The following is a 17,044-nucleotide window of genomic DNA, read 5'->3' as shown; positions in this document are numbered from 1 at the left end:
CGATGCCGTTCGCCCCGGCGCGCAGTATACTGGAGAGGCCGCACGCGGTCACACTGTCGGCGAACGGCGCAGGCCTATGGCGGGGCCGGGCGATGGACAGGATGCGGGATGATCGACAGGAAGTACTTCGAACTCGACCTCACAGCCTATTACCGCGACCTGCTGCTGGCCCTGGCCGCCTTCGCGGCCGGTTTCGCGGGGTGCCTCTACGGCGAGGGACTCGTGTTCGTGCTGGCGTTCCTGGTCGCCACAGTGGCGCTGCACCGCGCCGCGTTCTTCATCCATGAGATCACCCATCAGAGCGGTAATTTCAGGCTTCGCACCTTCACGACGGTCTGGGACCTGACGGTCGGCGCGCTCACGCTGGTGCCCTCGGCCCGTTTCATCCGGCCGCATCTGACCCATCACACGGCCGGCATCTTCCGGACCAAGGACGATCCGCAGTACCTGCTGATGCGCAACAACCTGCCGATCTTCGTGCTGATCATGATCCTGGTCCCGCCGATCATGCCGGTCCTGAGCGTCATCCAGATGCTCACCTGCAGCTTCGGCGGCATCGCCGCGGAGGAAGCGGTGGAGAGGTTCCTGATGCGCCGCGACGTGCCGACCGGGTCGGTGCTGCCGCAGAAATACCGCAGCCGGGTGGCCTGGCTCAGCCGCTACTACCTCGTGCTGTGGGCCGCCTACGTCTATCTGTTCCCGGAAACCCTGCTCCTGCACTACGCCATCGTCACGGGCGTGTGGTATCTGACCACATGGCGGATCCCGCTGGAGCACCGCATGGAGCGTCGGTTGGAGGCGTCCGACAAGCAGGATCAGATCGAGGACAGCTTCACCGTCGAATGGCCGCTGGCCTGGTTGCTGCAGCCGATCGGGCTCCAGTTCCACACCGCCCACCACATGTACCCGGGAGTGCCCTATCACCACCTGCCGGCCCTGCATGCGGAGCTGAAGGCGACAGACCCGGACTACCGGCGCAACGTGGTCTCGATCTGGGACGTCGTGCGCGGCATCCCGGAACGCGCGCCGACCTCCGGCACCGCCCGCTGACGGCAGCCCGAGAACCGTTTCGTGCCCTCCCGGACCTCCTTCGAAGGCCTGCTGGCCGCCTGGGATCGGTGGATGTCGGCGCGATCGCGGCTTCGGTACCTGCCGCCCCGCCTCGCGCAGCATCTCGGCGACGTCCGGACCGTTCTCGATTGCGGCTCCGGCGACGGCGAGATCGCGTGGCGCGTGACCGAGCTCCTGCCGTCGCTGTCGGTGGTGGGAGTCGACGTCATCCTGCAGCCGGCGCCACGCATCCCGGTCAGCCCCTACGATGGGCGGCACCTGCCCTTCCCCGACGGCGCGGTCGATGCCGTGACCCTGATCGATGTCCTGCATCACTGCGACGATCCGGCGACCCCGATCCGCGAGGCGCTGCGGGTCGCCAACCGTAAGGTCGTCATCAAGGACCACTACTGGGTCACGTGGTGGGACAGAATGCTGCTGACCCTCTCGGACTATCTGGGCAACCGCGCCTACGGCATCGCGCTGCACTACAATTTTCTTCAGATGGACGAGTGGCGGGCGGTGTTCGAGGCGGCCGGAGCCCGGCTGACCAGCACGGAGACCTTCCACTACAACGCCTGGGACCGGGTCAAGCAGGTCGTGTTCGTGGTCGAGCCGATCCCGTCACCCTCCGACCGGACGACTGCATAGGGCGGGACTTGGCTTCGGCCCGCCATCCGCTATTGTCCGACCTGCCGGGGGGCCGGACAGGAAGCACAGCGCGACTTCGCGCTGGCGTCGGTTCTTTCGCCCTGGTGAAGTGGTCGTTAGTGGCGACAGAACAGAATCCTGTAATGTGATGGCATGAACGAAGAAGCGCTCCCGACGATGGTCGCAGAACGACCCGCCGAAGACCAATCGCGCCCGAAATTGACCCTGAAGATGCTGGCTCCGGACACCCGGGAAGCCATGTATCGGGTGGGGGAACGTATCGAGGTTTCCGCCGGGTCTTTGCTGTTCGCCGAGGACGAGCAGAGCAACGAGCTGTACATCATCGAATCCGGCAAGATCGTCAGCTACCAGGCTGGTGGCGAGGATGACGCCGAGTGGCCGGTCCTGGAGCTGGGAGAAGGCGACATCGTCGGCGAGATGTCGTTTCTCGACGGTGGAATCCGCCAGCTCAATGCCCGGGCGGAGGTCGACTGCGCCCTGCTTCGGATCCATCCGTTCGACCTGCTCGAAGTCGAGGGCGGCGACCACTACTACGACAACCTGCGCGCCAGTGTGGGCATCACGGTCGTCCAGCGCCTGAGGGTCGGCACGGAACTGCATGTCGCCACGCTGCAGCACCAGCTCGAGCTGGTGCAGAAGCAGAAGCAGTTCGGCATGTTCTTCCTGTTCACGATCACGCTGTTCTCGATCGCCATGGTCGCCAACAACGTGATCTCGACGCAGATCCTCAAGGTCGACATCAATACCCAGCTGTTCGCCTGGCAGTATCTCCTGGTCCTGCTGGTGCCGAGCCTCATCGTGGTCTGGCTGATGAAGATCCCGATGAGCCAGATCGGGTTGACGACCAAAGGGCTGCGGAAATCCCTGACGGAAGGCACGGTCACCTCGCTCGCCGCGGTCGCGCTGACGGCGGTGATCGTTGTCGGATCGCGAATGACCGACGCGATACCGGACCTGCGCGTCTCGACGAACTGGAGCGAGACGCCGGCCTATTTCCTGCACTCGTTCTTGCAGGAGGTGGTGGCCCGGGGCTTCATGCAGTCCGCGGTCCTGCGCTTTCTCAATGACCGCGGCGGCGTGCGGACCGTGATCCTGACCAGCACGATGTTCGGGGTGTTCCACATCCACTTCGGACTGACGGCCGTCATCGTCACGATCGTGAGTTGCATCATCTTCGGCCTGTTCTACCTGAGGCACGAGAACATCTTCGGCGTGACGCTGCTGCACTTCTTCCTGGGCGCCTGCGCCTTCTCGGTCGGGATGCTGTGATGGGCGCGTCGGTCCGCGACATAAGAATTACCGCGGCCACCGCCCTTGCCGCGGCGATCGTGGTTCTGTCGCTCGCCGGTTATCGGCCGTCCCATGCGGATGACGGCGTCGCCTCCGTCGCTCCCCTCCCCGTTGTCGCCACCGAAGTGCAGCGGGTCTCCGGCTACGAGGTGCGCGGCCGGTATGTCGGCCGGGTGGTCGGCCGGCGGAGCAGCGACCTCGGGTTCGACACCTCCGGTCTTGTCGAGACCGTGCTCGTCCGGGAGGGGGATCGCGTCAAAAAGGGCGACGTGCTCGCCCGTCTGAACAGGACGCGCCTGATGGCCCAACGTCAGCGGCTGCTGGCCGAGCAGGCCCTGGCGCGGGCCACCTACAAGGAGACCGAGGCCAAGCTCGAACTGGCGAAGATCACGGCCGAGCGGCAGAAGAGCCTGCTGCGCTCCGACAACGTCTCGCGCCAGGCCTATGACGAGGCGCGGTTCGAGGAGCAGGCGGTCCGCGCCACGCTGGATGCGAACCAGGCCGCCATCAAGCAGGCCGAGGCGGCCATCGCGGCGGTCGACGCCGACATCTCCCTGGCGCAGATCGTCGCCCCGTACGACGGCATCGTGGTTGCCCGGATGGTCGACGAAGGGGTGGCCCTCGGCTCGGCGACCCCGGTGCTGCGGCTGATCGAGGATTCGGTCATGGAGGTCCGGGTCGGTGTTCCGCCGACCATCGCGGCCGACCTCAAGACCGAGCAGACCTACGATATCGAGATCTTCGGACAGACCTACCGCGGCAGGCTTCGGGCTGTCCTCGACGCCCTCGACCTGGCCACCCGGACGGTCCCGGTGATCTTCGTCATCGAGGGTCGGCAGGATAATGTGCCCCTGCGCTCCGGCGAACTCGCCATCCTCGAGGTCAGCACTTTCATCGAAGACGACGGCTACTGGCTGCCCCTGGGTGCGCTTGTCGGCGGCCGGCGTGGCCTGTGGGACGCCCTGGCGCTGATGCGGACGGAAGACGGCGAGACACCGCTCTATCGGACCGTGCGACGCGGGGTGGAGGTGCTGCAGACGGAAACCGACCGGGTGTACGTGCGCGGGGCGATCGCCGATGGCGACCTGATCGTCACCGACGGCATCCACCGCATCGTGCCGGGCCAGATCGTGCGCCTCGCCCAGCCTCGGCCGTAGCGGTCGGAGCCGCCCATGCGCGACCTCTTCTTCCGCTGGCCACGGCTGACGATCCTGGTGGTCGGGCTGCTGGTGATCGGCGGCCTGTCCTCGCTGGATACGGTGCCGCGCCAGGAAGACCCGGAGGTCGCACCCCGCGTCGGAGATGTGAAGGTCTACCTGCCCGCCGCCAGCGCCACGCGCGTCGAGGCGCTGGTGACCGAGAAGATCGAAGCCGCCCTCTACGAGGTCGACGAGATCAAGAGTGTGAACTCCCGGTCCCAGTCCGGCTTCTCGGTCGTCTATATCGAGCTCGAGGACCAGATCACCGATACCGCGCCCGTGTGGACGCTGATCCGCTCCAAGGTGGCGTCCGCGCAACTTCCGCCGGGCGCCTCCGTTCCCGACGTCACGGTGGGGACGACCGCGGCGTTCACCTATCTGGTCGCCCTGACCTGGGACCTGGAGGAGCCGATCGAGCTCGGACTGCTGCGCCGCCTCGCCCGGGAACTGGAGCAGCGGACGGTGGCCTATCCGGGAACCCGCGAGGTCCAGGTGTTCGGCCTGCCCGAGGAGGAGGTCCAGGTCAGCGTGTCGATCGACGTGCTGGCCGCCAAGAGCCTGACAGTCGAGGACATTGCGGACGCCATCCGCGCCACCGACGTGAAGGTCGCCGCCGGGCAGATGCAGGGCGCGCGCAACAACCTGGTCCTGGAGGTCGACGGGGAACTGGACACCCTGGAGCGGATCCGGCGGACCCCGCTGCACCTCTCCGACAGCGGAGAACTGCTGCGGGTCGGCGATGTGGCCCATGTCACCAAGGCCCTGCGGGACCCGCAGGCGACCAAGGCGATCATCCGCGGCCAGCCGGCCATCGTGGTCGGGGTCAAGATGGCGGACGGGCGCCGGGTCGACCGCTGGGTGGACGGTCTGAAAGAGCTGGTCGAACGGTACCGCCAGACCCTGCCCGACGGCGTGCGCGCCGAAACCATCTTCGACCAGAGCCGCCAGACCGAGGAACGTCTGGGCTCACTGCTGATGAACCTGCTGGCCGGCGCCGGCCTGGTGACGGCGGTTCTGTTCTTCAGCATGGGGTGGCGGGCCGCCCTGCTGGTCGCGTCGGCCCTGCCCCTGTCGGTCCTGGCGGTGATGCTGGTGCTCGGCCTGTTCAAGATACCGCTGCACCAGGTGTCGCTGACCGGGCTTATCATCGCGCTGGGGCTGTTGATCGACAACGCGATCGTCAGCATCGACGAGTATCAGAAGGCCCGCCGCAAGGGCCTGCATCGCGGTCAGGCCATTCATGCCACGGTCGGGCGGCTGTTCGTGCCGCTGCTGGCCTCCACGGCGACGACCGGGCTGACGTTCCTGCCGCTCGTCCTGCTGCCCGGTGCCGCCGGCGAGTTCGTCGGGTCCCTCGGTCTCGTGGTGATCCTGTCGGTGACCTTCTCCTTCCTGCTGTCCCTGACCCTGCTGCCGGCGGTCGCAGCCTTTCTGGACCGATCCGGCGAGGCCGGCAGTGAGGCCGGAGATGACCGCAGCTTCCTGCGCAACGGGCTCACCCTCCCCAGAGCGTCGCGCCTCTACGGCCGGGCCATCGGGGCAAGCCTGGCGCGGCCCTGGCTCGGCATCGCCGCCGCCATCGCGATCCCGGTAGCCGGCTTCGTCGCGGCGGGTCAGTTGGTGCCGCAATTCTTCCCGGTCGTCGACCGCGACCAGTTCCAGATCCAGCTCAAGATCGCCGACAACGCCTCGCTGCAGCAGACCGAGGAGGCTGTCCAGGTCATCCGCTGGATCCTGGGCGAGTATGACGGCGTCCGCCAGAGCGCCTTCTTCCTGGGCGAGAGCCCGCCCCGCGTCTTCTACAACGTCGCGCTTGCCGACGATCCGGCGCCGAATTTCGCCGCCGGCTATGTCGACACCGTCTCGCCGGACGCCACCTTCGAGATCCTGAGAACCCTTCAGGCGCGCCTGAGCGACGCGCTGCCCGGTGCCTTCATCCTCGCCCTGCCCTATGAACAGGGTCCCCCGACCGGCGCCCCGGTCGAGGTCCGGCTCGCAGGGCCGGATCTCGCCGTGCTGAGCGATCTCGGCGAGCAGGTCCGCCGAATCCTGAGCGAGACCGAGAACGTCACCTATACCCGCGCCACGATCACGGGCGGCCGCCCGCGGCTGATGCTGCAACCGGACCGGGACGAGGCGGCCTTCGCCGGCTTCTCGCCCGTCGACCTGGCCACCGCCCTGGACACCACCCTCGACGGTGTGGTGGGCGGCTCGATCGTAGAGGGGACCGAGGAACTGCCGGTCCGCGTGAGGGCCGTCGCGGCCGACAGGACATCGCTCGACCGGATCGGCAGCGCCACCGTCCTAAGTGCCACGCGCGATGCCGACGCCGCGGCTCTCTCCACGGTCGCCAGCGTCCCGCTGGCGGCCCTCGGCCGGTTCGAGCTGGTTCCGGAAACCCCGCTGATCACAAGACGGGACAGCGAGCGCACGAACACCGTGCAGGCCTTCGTGAAGCCGTTCAGCCTGCCCAGCGTGGCGCTCGCCGATTTCGAGCGGCGGCTGGCCGAAAGCGACTTCCGGACGCCGCCGGGCTATCGGCTGACCTTCGGCGGCGAGACCGAGAAAAGCGGCGAGGCGCAGTCCAACCTGTCGAGCGTCTTCGGCACCCTGGCGGTCCTGCTGGTCGGGGCCCTGGTGCTCGCGTTCAATTCCTTCCGGGCGGCCGCGGTCATCGTCGCGGTCGCGATCCTCAGCATCGGCGGCGGCCTGCTGTCGCTGTGGATCTTCAACATTCCCCTGGGCTTCATCGCAGTGGTCGGCTGCATGGGGCTGGTCGGCCTGGCGATCAACGACAGCATCGTCGTCCTGTCAGCCCTGCGCCACGACCCCGGAGCCATGGCCGGCGACCTCGCCGCCGCCCGCAAGGTGGTGATGGAGGGAACCCGTCACGTGCTTTCGACGACGGTGACGACGGTCGGAGGCTTCCTGCCGCTGATCATCTGGGGCGGCCTGTTCTGGCCGCCGCTGGCGATCGCGGTCTCCGGCGGCATGATCGGGGCGACCATGCTGGCGCTGTTCTTCGTGCCACCGGTCTTCGTCCTGATGAACCGGGTCCGCCGGTAGAGTGCCTACTGGCTCGCGGTCACCCCGCCGTCGATATAGACGACCTGGCCGGTGATGTAGCCGCCGGCCGGTGCCGCAAGGGCGATCACCTGCCCCGCCACCTCGATCGGCTCGCCGATCCGGCCGAGCGGGTTGCGGTTGAGGATGAAATTCTTGAACTCCTCGCGCTCCAGATGCGGGCGGATGCGGTCGGACTGGATGAAGGTCGGGGCGACCCCGTTCACGGTGATGCCGTAGGGTGCCAGCTCCATCGCATGCTGCTTCACCAGCATCAACAGGCCGCCCTTGGTGGCGCAGTAGGCGGAATATCCCCGGCCGCGCAGGGCGAGCTGGGAGCGCACCGACAGCAGATGGATGTGCCGCCCCTGGCGGCCGGTATCGACCTGATGCTTCGCCACCGACTGGCCGAGGAACATGGCCGAGCGCAGGTTGGTGGCGTACATGGTGTCGAAGGTTTCCGGCGTCACGTCGAAGATCGACTGCTCGCGCTGGATGCCGACGCAGTTCACCAGGATGTCGATCCCGCCGGCCAGGCCGATCGCCTCCGCCACGGTGGCGCGGATGGCATCCACGTCGCTGGCGTCGAGGCCAAGGCCCCAGGCGGTGCCGCCTTGGGCGGCGACCTGATCGGCAAGCGCGCGGGCCTTTTCCTGCTTCGGGCCGGCGACGACGACGGACGCACCATGGGCGGCCATCGCCAGGCAGATGGCCTCGCCCAGCGCGCCGTAGCCGCCGGGGACGAGGGCGGTCTTGCCCTTCAGGCTAAACAGGCCGGCGAGCCGATCTGGATCGATTCCGGGGGTGAGGCTCGGGGACGGGGCTTCCATGTCAGACGGTCACCCCGGCGGCGGTGTATACGGATTCCATCAGTCTCAGCGTTTCCAGATTGTCCAGTCGGTCGGTCTCGAACGGCGCGCTGGTGCGCACGCCGTCGACAAAGGCCGCGATAGCATGATCGAAGCACTCCTGATAGCGGCCGATCAGGTCGACTTCCTCCGCCGCCCCCTCCTCCCCGACCAGGAAGACCCGGTTGTAGTCCATGACCACCGTGCCCTCGGTGCCGACGATCTCCAGCCGGTCGCCATGCAGCGGCGGGTATCCGGGCGCGCAGATGCAGCCGTCGGCCGTGGCGATCAGCCCGTCCGGTCCGTCCATCAGGATGGACGCGGTGTCCTCCCCCGGCAACCCGTCCGCCAGCCGGTTCAAGCGGGCGGCCGCGACGGTCAGCGGGCCGACCAGCAGGCGCAGCACGTCCAGGTGATGGATCATGGTCTCGAACACGAGATTGCGCCGAAAGCCGGTCAGGTAGGGCTGGCGCTCGATGAGAAACGGAACCGTGCCTTCGCGGGGGCACAGGCCGGAGCCCCGCACCGCGATGGCGGCATGGCGCGGCCGGCCGATCCGCCCCTCGCCGATCCAGCGGCGCACCGTCATGTAGTGCGGCCGGAAGCGGTAGTTCTCGTGCACCATGAATCGGATGCGGTCGCCGACATCGGCGACCAGCGCCTCGGCCTCCGCCACGGTCTCCGTCATCGGCTTCTGCAGCAGGACATGGACGCCGTGATCGGCCGCCATCCGGGTCAGCGGCGCGTGCCCGCCGACCGAGGCGGCGATGTCGACCAGCTCGAAGCCGCCCTCGGCAAACATCGCCTCCGGACTGTCATAGACCCGGTCGATGCCGAACTCTTCGGCCCGGGCCTGGGCCTTGGCCCGGTCGAGATCGCAGATCGCCACCACCGGCACCCCGACCACCTGCCAGGCGCGCAGGTGGTAGAGGCTGATCATCCCCGCGCCGATCAGGGCCGCCCTCATGCCGCGCGCTCCGTCAGCAGGTCACCGAGATAGGCCTGGACCGGCGGGTGGCCGACCAGCGAGGCGTAGTCGGGCATCGGAGTCACCGAACCGGTCTGCACGAAGATGAACCGCTCGCAGATCTCCTGCAGGATCTCCAGATGGAACCGCTCGTTCGGATGGACGCAGAGGAAGACCAGCCGGCCCTCGCTGCGCAGCTTGCGGAAGAAATCGAGCATGAAGCCGATATAGCCGTCCTGGGTGTTGAACTGCGGCTCGTCGAACAGGTGGACGATCGGGTAGTCCGACCCGGCCTTCTCCAACATGAAATTCGGCGTCAGGGAACGGAAATGCCGGACCTGGTAGGACTGGTGATAGTGGATCGCCAGCCGGTCGCGCTCGTCGGTGCGGATGCGGTGGATGTCGCGGCCCTGCACCAGCACCCGGCCGCCAGTCGGCGCGTTGGAGCCGGTGATCAGCTCGAACAGGGTGGTCTTGCCCGACCCGTTCGGTCCCATGAGGCCAACGATCGCAGGCTCCTCGATGGTGAAGTCGGCGGCGAGCGTGAACGTCGGCTTCCGGCTCGGGAAGCCCGTGGTGTAGGTCTTGGTCAATTGCTCGACGCTCAGCATCGCGGTCATGGTTCAGATCCCGATCAGGTTGCGGCGCAGGTCGTGGTCTTCGATCAGCTCGGCGGCGGTCCCCCGATGGACCACGCGGCCCCGGTCGAGCACCACGGCCCGGTCGGCGACCTCCAGGGCGGCGAGCGCGTTCTGCTCGACCACCAGCACCGACAGACCCTCGTGTTTCAGCCGCCGGATGGTCTTCATCACGTCCTGCACGATCTTCGGCGCCAGGCCCTGGCTCGGCTCGTCGAACAGGACGAGGCCGGGGGAGCCCAGCAGGGCGCGGGAGATCGCCACCATCTGCATCTCGCCGCCCGACAGGTTCTCCGCGTCGCGGCCCATCAGGTGTTCCAGGGCGGAGAAGATCTCGAACATCTCGTCCAGCCTCCAGGAGCGGAAGCGGGTCGACTTGCGGGCGATGGCGAGGTTCTGCGCCACGCTGAGGGTCGGGAAGATGCGCCGGTCGTCGGGCACCCACCCGACCCCGCGCCGGGCGATGTCGTGGGTGTTCAGCCGGGTGATGTCGGTCCCGTCGAACCGGATCTCGCCGGAGCGCGCCGGGGTGAGGCCGAGGATGGTGCGGATGGTCGTCGTCTTGCCAACGCCGTTGGCGCCGAGCACGGCCAGCACCTCGCCCTCCGCCACGTCGAGGGAGACGTCGAACAGCGCCTGGGTCTCGCCATAGAAGGTATTGACGTTGCGGATCTCAAGCATTCGCCAGCTCCCCGATATTGGACCGCCGGACCCAGCGGTTGGCCCGCAGCTCGTCCGGGGTTCCCTGGGCGATCACCTGGCCCCAGTGGATGACGGAGATCTTGTCGGCGAGCGCGAAGAGGAAGCGCATGTCGTGCTCGATCACCACGATGGTGGTGTAGCGCTTCAGCTCCCGCATCAGGTCGGTCAGCCGGGCCGTGGCCTCGGTGCCGAGACCGGCGGTGGGTTCGTCCACGAACAGCAGCCGCGGCTCGGTCGCCAGCGCCACGCCGATCTCCAGCGCCCGTCGTTCGCCATAGGACAGCGACTTGGCATTCACGCCCTCCCTGCCCTTCAGCCCGACCCGGCCCATGATCTCCGCGGCCCGGTCCTGGGCCGCGCTATCGGCGTCGAGCGCGTGCAGGGCATCGAAGCCGCGCCGCCGGGTGGAGGGCAGCGCCATGACCACGTTGTCCAAAGCAGTGAACTCGTCGAACAGGGTCATGATCTGGAAGGAGCGGGAGATCCCCTTGGCGACGATCCGGTGCGGGGCGGCGCCGGTGATGTCCTCGCCCTCGAAGGTGACACGGCCCCGGTCCGGCTTGTAGCGGCCGGTCAGCACGTTGAAGCAGGTCGTCTTGCCCGCCCCGTTGGGTCCCATGATGCCGGAGACCTGCCCCTCCTCGAAGGTCAAGCTGATGTCCTCCAGCACGACCTGATCGCCGAACCGCTTGTGCAGATGGGTGGCTTCGAACAGCGCCATGGCTCAGCTCCTCGATTCGGCGGGACGGGCACTGGGCGCGGGACTGCCGCCGAGGCGCGGAGCGACCCAGTCGCGCCACATGCCGGCGATACCGTCGGGCTTGAACATCACCAGCACGACGAACATCAGCCCGAACCAGAGCAGCCAGGTCTCGGTATAGGCGCCCAGGATGTCGCGGGCGACGAAGTACAGGATCACTCCGAGCACCGGCCCCCAGAAGCTCACGAACCCGCCGCCGATCAGCACGATCAGCACGATGGTGCCGGACCATTGCAGGGTCATGATGTTGATGTAGGCACCTTCCTGGGCCATGGCGAAGAGCCCGCCGGCCAGGCCCGCGATCGCGCAGGACAGGGTGAAGGCCGCCCATTTGTACAGCCGCACCGGATAGCCGATGAAGGCCACACGGGTCTCGTTCTGCTTGATCGCCCGCAGGGTGCGCCCGAAGGGTGAGTTAGTCAGCCGCCACAGCAGCACGACCAGGCCCATCAGCAGCACGTAGCAGAAGTAGTACAGCGCGGTGTTGGACTGGATGGAGATCTCCGCCACGCCGAGATCGACCGGCAGGCGGGCGATGTTCAGCAGCCCGTCCTCGCCCTTGGTGACGTCGGTCCACTTGCTGGCGATGAAGTAGAAGATCTGCCCGAACGCGATGCTCATCAGCGCGAAATAGATGCCGCGGCGATGCGCCAGGAACAGGGCCGTTACCGCCCCGAACGCTGCCGTCACCAAGATCGCGGCGGCAAGGCTGAACCACAGGTTCGCCCAGACCTCGAACTGCGCCAGCCCGAAGGCATAGGCGCCGATGCCGAAGAAAGCGCCGTGGCCGAAGGACGGCAGGCCGGTGTAGCCGAGCAGCAGGTTGAAGCCGAGGGCGAAGACGATCCAGATCAGCACCTCGACGCCGAGATACTGATACAGGCCGACCGCCTCGATCCAGAAGGGCAGCGTGGCGAAGACCACGGCCATGACCAGGATCGGCTTGGTGATCCAGGCCGAGGTCTCCCGGCGGTCGTACTGCATGGCGGGCAGGGTCACGAAAGGCTCCTCAGGACTCGAGCACGCTGGCCTTGCCGGCGAGCCCGCGCGAGCGGAACGTCACCACCGCCACCAGCAGCAGATACATGGACAACAGGGACCAGTCGGTCGCGAAGGCGGCGGACAGGCCGACGACCAGGCCGACCAGCAGCCCGGCGCTGACCGCCCCCCAGAAGCTGCCGACCCCGCCCAGCACGATCACCACGAAGGCCGGCACCACCGCATCGACGCCGACCACCGGCCGGATGCCCCAGATCGGCGCCATGATGATGCCGGCGATGGCGGCCAGCGCCGCCCCGAAGGCGAAGACGAACAGCCGCAGCCGCGACAGGTTGTGGCCGAGCGCGCGGACCATCTCGCCGTCATGGGCGCCGGCCTTGATGATGGCGCCGTAGGGCGTGCGGTTCAGGAACAGCCACAGCAGCCCGATCATCGCGGCGGCGAAGATCGCGGCATAGATCCGGTAGGTGGAATAGATCAGGTCGCCGGCGATGAACCCACCGGAAATTTCGCGGGGGATCGGCAGGTAGTATTCGCTGCTGCCCCAGATCTCGCGGATGCCTTCCTCCAGCACCAGGGCCGCGCCGAAGGTCAGCAGCAGGCCGTAGAGCGGGTCCTGGCCGTAGGTCCGGCGCAGGCAGAGTTCCAAACCGGCGCCGACCACGGCGACCACCAGGGGGGCGACGATCAGCGCGATGACATATCGCGGAATGTCCGGCAGGGCGTAGTACGGTTCCATGAAGGCGAAGGGCAGGCCGCCATCCGGCGCCATGACCGCCAGCGCCACATAGGCGCCGAGCGCGAAGAGCGAGCCGTGGGCGAGGTTGATCACTTCCATCACGCCGATGATCAGCATGAAGCCCAGGGCCAGCAGCGCGAACAGCAGGCCGAGCGCCAGGCCGTTGATGATGTGCGGAATCAGGTCATAGAGCATGGGTCGGGTGCCGCCGCCGATGACTGGAGAACGGGAAAAGGCCGGGGGAGCCGCCGAAGGGACTCCCCCGCAGGGACGGAGGCGAGGATCGCCTCTGCGCATCGCCTCTGGGCGGTCAGCCCTGGTCGTAGTTGGGCGTGTCCGCGTAGCTCTCCAGCTTGCACTCGTCGCCGGCCGACGACCGGATCGACTCCGGATCCGACCAGCTCAGGATCTTGAAATAGTCGGTGTCGTCGCGCGGCTTGTCGTTGCCCTGGGCGAGATAGATCGTCTGCTGCACCTGGTGGGAGTTCGGATCGATCACCGCGTCGAAGTGCTGCATCCGGTCCTTGGCGGTCATCACCCGGCCTTCCAGGGCCTTGATGATCTTCATGTTGTCGGTCGAGCCGACCTCCTCGACCACCCGCAGCAGCTCGCGCATTGCGACATAGCCGTTGTAGGTCACGTTGCCCGGCACGCTGATCCGCGTGGTCGGGTACATCTCCTGGTACTGCTTCACGAATTCCGGCACGCCCGGCAGGTCGAGATAGTGGTACCAGGTGGTGCCGAACACGCCGAAGGCGGCATCGGCGCCGAGCCCGAAGATATCCGGCCAGTCCTGCTGGTTGTTGATCCAGGCGGGGCTGCGGTCGAGGCCCATGTCGTGGACCTGCTGGCGCATGACCTTGAAGTCATCGCCACCGACGGCGGCCGCCACCACGTCCGGCTTCATCTGCTGAATCTTCAGCAGCACGCTGGACCAATCGCGGGTGCCGACCGGGATCGCGATCTCGTCCATGACGGTCGCACCGTATTCGGTCGCCACCTTCTTGGTCGCGGCGTTGGTGTTCTGGCCCCAGACATAGTCGTTGTAGATCAGCAGCCAGTTCTTGCCGAAGCTGTTGATGGCGTTGCGGGCGGCGGCCTTGGAGAAGTTCTCGCCGTTGCCGTCCCACACGAACTTGACCCGATGGCAGTTCGCCCCGCTCTCGGTCGGCGAGCTGGAATTGGTGTTGAAGTAGACGCAGCCGTATTTCTGCGCCACCTGGCTGATCGCATTGGCCGCACCCGACTGCACCGCGCCCACGAGGAAATGAACGTTCTCCCGGGTGATCATACGCTCCGCGACGCGGGTGCCGGTCTGCGGGTTGGTCTCGGTGTCCATCCACACGGTCTCGACCTTGCGGCCGAGCACCCCGCCCTTGGCGTTGAACTCGGCGACAGCCATCTCCGAGCCGCGCTTCTCGGCCTGGCCGGAATTGGCGAACTGGCCGCTGGCGTCGTGGGTGAGGCCGATGCGGATCGGCTTGTCGGAGGCGGCCGCGTAGACCCGGTTGTGGGTCCAGGGGCCGAACAGGGTGGCACCGCCCGCGGCGCCTCCCAGAAGCGAGGTCTTCAGGAAACTGCGTCGATTCACTGCCTTCATGGACATGGGGTTTCCTCCTGTTTTGATTTTTTCGCCCGGTCCCGTTGATCGGCCGGTGCGTTGGTCCTCCGCCGCCTCTCAGGGTTCGACGGAGACAGTCTCCGGGTCCGCAGGGACCAGGATCTCCATGGCGGTGTAGTCGTCGGAATATTCGATGACCCGGTGGAGGATGCCCGGCTCCTGATACATCGCCGTGCCCGGCTCCATCAGGATCTCGCCCTGGCCCTCGAATTCCACGCGCGCCCAGCCCTTGAGCACGTAGACCATCTGGAAATCGACCTTGTGGTAGTGCAGATCGCCCCTGCCCGGGCATGGGCCGTTCGGGCGGTGGATATGGGCGCGGAACTTGCCCCCGGTCTTCTCCGCCATGCCGAGGTCGCGGTAGTCGAAGAAGCCGCGGAAGCCCGGGACCCACGCCGCGTCGCGCTCATGCTGCACGTGGAAATCGCCGCGGCCGAACCCCTTCGGTTCGAACTCGTCCCCCTGCTCGGATGCGGCCATCGATCTCTCCCTTGATCATCGAATCGAATTTTCATTCCTCTCGTAAAAAAGAACGAAAATTCATTCTTGTGGTCAATACGAAAATTTCGATTCTATGATTAAGAATGAAAATTCATTCAATTTATTGCCCTTGGCCGCCTCCGGCAGGTATAGCCAGGGCAGGCCGGAACGACGGAAAGCGACGCGGATGAGCGTGGATACCTCGGGCAGCCCGCAGTCCTTCGACGCCCTGCGGCATGCGCTTCAGGAGCGCTACGACGACCTCAGCCCGCATCTCCAGCGCCTGGCCCGCTTCGCCCTGGACGACCCCAACGCCTTCGCCCTGGAGACCGTGACCCGGCTGGCCGAGGTGGTGGAGGTTCAGCCCTCGACCCTGATCCGCTTCGCCAAGGAGCTCGGCTATTCCGGCTTCTCGGAGATGCAGAAGGTCTTCAAGCTGCGGCTGATCGAGGGCGCGCCGGTCTATCGCGAACGGATCTACCACCACCGCACCTCGCTGGAGGCGGCGGCCAAGGACGATCCGGCGGCGATCCTCAACGAGTTCACCGACGCGTCCATCATGTGCCTGGAACGGCTGCGCGACACGGTGCAGCCGGAGACGCTGGCGAAGGCGATCGCCATGATGGATCAGGCCGACACGATCTACGTGATCGGCCAGCGCCGGGCATTTCCGATCGCGTCATACCTCGCCTATGGCCTGACCCGGCTGGAGCGGCGCTGCCAGCTTCTCGACTTCGTCGGCGGCATGGTCCCGCAGCAGATCGCCACCCTGCGTCAGACCGACCTGCTGATCGCCGTCGCCTTCGCCGAGTACACCCAGGCCGTGGTCGATGCCGTCACCGACGCCCATATCCGGGGCATCCCGATGGTTACCCTCACCGACGTGCCGACCAGCCCGCTGGCCCGGCACAGCGAGGTCTATTTCTGCGTCGATGACGCCGATATCCACCAGTTCCGTCCGATCGCGGCCTCGATCAGCCTGGTCCAGTCCCTGATCGTCGGGCTCAGTTATTTCCAGGATGCCAAGACGGATCCGTGACCGCGTTCCGGCTCGATCCCGAACTGGAGACCCTCATCGCGGTCCCGACAGCGCCTGGACCTCCGCGCCCACATGGCGGCGCAGCCACGCCTGGATGATGCCGGCGATCTCCATGAGCTCATCCTGGCGCGCGGTGTTGCGACGCCAGACCATCGCCACAGTCCTGGACGGTGCGCGCTTGCGGATCGGCCGGACCGCCACGCCGGCGCCCGGACGCACCTCGGAACGCACATACAGGCTCGGCAGGAAGGCGAGGCCCATGCCGGCGGCCACCATCTGCCGGATCGCGTCCAGGCTGGTTCCCTCATAGTCGGTGAGCGCCGTGGCCTGGCTTTCCGTGCAGATCTGAACCACCTGGTCCCTCAATCGGTGACCCGGCTCCAGGACCAGCACGTCGTATCCGCGCAGATCGCCGCGCTCCAAGGACTTGCGCCCGGCCAGGGGATGATCGTCCGCCATGGCGACCTCGAGCCGTTCCTGAAACAGCGGTTCGACCCGGAAATCCGCATCTTTCACCGGGATCGGCACGATTAGCGCGTCGAACTGCCCTGCCCTCAGGCCCGCCAACAGCGGATCCTGGAGCCCGTCGCGCACATACAGCTTCAACGCCGGGTACTTGCCATGGATCTCGGGGATGATGGGCGGCAGCAGGTAGGGACCCACCGTGGGCAGCGACCCGATGCGGATCGTCCCGGTGAACTTGCGCTGGGCATGGCCGGCTGATTCGACCAGTTCCTCGACATCCCGCAGGACGATGCGGGCTCGTTCGACCACATCCTTGCCGACGGCGGTGAGCAGCACCTGACTGCGGGTGCGCTCCAGCAACTGCACCCCCAGCCGCTCCTCCAGGTCCTTGATCTGCCCGCTCAGGGCGGGCTGGCTGACATGGATGCGGGCGGCGGCGCGACGGAAATGCAGTTCGTCTGCGACCGCCACGAGCGCCCGGAGTTGTCGCAAGCTGATCATCTCGGCTCCTG

16 protein-coding genes are annotated in these 17,044 nt (G+C 66.9%); 6 read left to right on the top strand and 10 right to left on the bottom strand.

The features are described 5' to 3' along the window. Nucleotides 1-108 precede the first annotated feature (108 nt). From ACOQOP_RS02820 to ACOQOP_RS02800, 5 genes are all read left to right on the top strand, one after another. A complete protein-coding gene (locus tag ACOQOP_RS02820; protein WP_420564798.1) occupies nucleotides 109-1,050 on the top strand; it encodes a fatty acid desaturase family protein in 942 nt (313 codons plus the stop codon). Between the two features lie 72 nt (nucleotides 1,051-1,122). Continuing rightward, nucleotides 1,123-1,701, top strand: a complete 579-nt coding sequence (locus tag ACOQOP_RS02815; RefSeq protein WP_420564797.1) for a class I SAM-dependent methyltransferase — start codon at nucleotides 1,123-1,125, stop codon at nucleotides 1,699-1,701. A gap of 231 nt (nucleotides 1,702-1,932) precedes the next feature. After that, a complete protein-coding gene (locus ACOQOP_RS02810; RefSeq protein WP_420564796.1) occupies nucleotides 1,933-2,991 on the top strand; it encodes a cyclic nucleotide-binding domain-containing protein in 1,059 nt (352 codons plus the stop codon). Beyond that, the gene (locus ACOQOP_RS02805; RefSeq protein WP_420564795.1) at nucleotides 2,991-4,169 is read left to right on the top strand and encodes an efflux RND transporter periplasmic adaptor subunit; all 1,179 of its coding nucleotides are present in this window, start codon (nucleotides 2,991-2,993) and stop codon (nucleotides 4,167-4,169) included. The genes ACOQOP_RS02810 and ACOQOP_RS02805 overlap by 1 nt, the downstream gene beginning before the upstream one ends. A gap of 15 nt (nucleotides 4,170-4,184) precedes the next feature. Continuing rightward, entirely contained in the window at nucleotides 4,185-7,277 is a 3,093-nt protein-coding gene (locus tag ACOQOP_RS02800) for an efflux RND transporter permease subunit (protein WP_420564794.1), read from the top strand. 5 nt (nucleotides 7,278-7,282) lie between these two features. Here the strand turns inward: ACOQOP_RS02800 and ACOQOP_RS02795 are convergent, their stop codons facing one another. The 9 genes from ACOQOP_RS02795 to ACOQOP_RS02755 form a co-directional block, all read right to left on the bottom strand. Next, a complete protein-coding gene (locus ACOQOP_RS02795; RefSeq protein ID WP_420564793.1) occupies nucleotides 7,283-8,104 on the bottom strand; it encodes an SDR family NAD(P)-dependent oxidoreductase in 822 nt (273 codons plus the stop codon). 1 nt (nucleotide 8,105) lies between these two features. Next, nucleotides 8,106-9,089, bottom strand: a complete 984-nt coding sequence (locus ACOQOP_RS02790; RefSeq protein WP_420564792.1) for a Gfo/Idh/MocA family protein — start codon at nucleotides 9,087-9,089, stop codon at nucleotides 8,106-8,108. Then, the gene (locus ACOQOP_RS02785; RefSeq protein WP_420564791.1) at nucleotides 9,086-9,709 is read right to left on the bottom strand and encodes an ATP-binding cassette domain-containing protein; all 624 of its coding nucleotides are present in this window, start codon (nucleotides 9,707-9,709) and stop codon (nucleotides 9,086-9,088) included. Before ACOQOP_RS02785 ends, ACOQOP_RS02790 begins: the two co-directional genes overlap by 4 nt. Before the next feature lie 3 nt (nucleotides 9,710-9,712). Continuing rightward, entirely contained in the window at nucleotides 9,713-10,408 is a 696-nt protein-coding gene (locus tag ACOQOP_RS02780; protein WP_420564790.1) for an ABC transporter ATP-binding protein, read from the bottom strand. Beyond that, complete coding sequence (locus ACOQOP_RS02775) at nucleotides 10,401-11,150, bottom strand: ABC transporter ATP-binding protein (protein ID WP_420564789.1); 750 nt, start codon at nucleotides 11,148-11,150, stop codon at nucleotides 10,401-10,403. The genes ACOQOP_RS02780 and ACOQOP_RS02775 overlap by 8 nt, the downstream gene beginning before the upstream one ends. Before the next feature lie 3 nt (nucleotides 11,151-11,153). Beyond that, the gene (locus ACOQOP_RS02770; RefSeq protein ID WP_420564788.1) at nucleotides 11,154-12,188 is read right to left on the bottom strand and encodes a branched-chain amino acid ABC transporter permease; all 1,035 of its coding nucleotides are present in this window, start codon (nucleotides 12,186-12,188) and stop codon (nucleotides 11,154-11,156) included. Nucleotides 12,189-12,198: 10 nt separating this feature from the next. Then, entirely contained in the window at nucleotides 12,199-13,122 is a 924-nt protein-coding gene (locus ACOQOP_RS02765; protein WP_420564787.1) for a branched-chain amino acid ABC transporter permease, read from the bottom strand. Between the two features lie 115 nt (nucleotides 13,123-13,237). Next, entirely contained in the window at nucleotides 13,238-14,533 is a 1,296-nt protein-coding gene (locus ACOQOP_RS02760; protein ID WP_420564786.1) for an ABC transporter substrate-binding protein, read from the bottom strand. Nucleotides 14,534-14,605: 72 nt separating this feature from the next. Next, nucleotides 14,606-15,028 (bottom strand): cupin domain-containing protein, encoded by a 423-nt coding sequence (locus ACOQOP_RS02755; protein WP_420564785.1) that lies wholly within the window; start codon nucleotides 15,026-15,028, stop codon nucleotides 14,606-14,608. A gap of 187 nt (nucleotides 15,029-15,215) precedes the next feature. Between ACOQOP_RS02755 and ACOQOP_RS02750 the strand changes: the two genes are divergently transcribed. Further along, nucleotides 15,216-16,067 (top strand): MurR/RpiR family transcriptional regulator, encoded by an 852-nt coding sequence (locus ACOQOP_RS02750; RefSeq protein WP_420564784.1) that lies wholly within the window; start codon nucleotides 15,216-15,218, stop codon nucleotides 16,065-16,067. 33 nt (nucleotides 16,068-16,100) lie between these two features. Here ACOQOP_RS02750 and ACOQOP_RS02745 read toward each other — a convergent pair whose 3' ends face one another. Continuing rightward, nucleotides 16,101-17,033 (bottom strand): LysR substrate-binding domain-containing protein, encoded by a 933-nt coding sequence (locus ACOQOP_RS02745; RefSeq protein ID WP_420564783.1) that lies wholly within the window; start codon nucleotides 17,031-17,033, stop codon nucleotides 16,101-16,103. Nucleotides 17,034-17,044 lie beyond the last annotated feature (11 nt).

Origin of the sequence: Thalassobaculum sp. (assembly GCF_965223715.1) — a bacterium.
Classification (GTDB): domain Bacteria; phylum Pseudomonadota; class Alphaproteobacteria; order Thalassobaculales; family Thalassobaculaceae; genus Thalassobaculum.
Note: the sequence above shows the minus strand (reverse complement) of the source record. Positions and strands in the feature narration are given on the sequence as shown.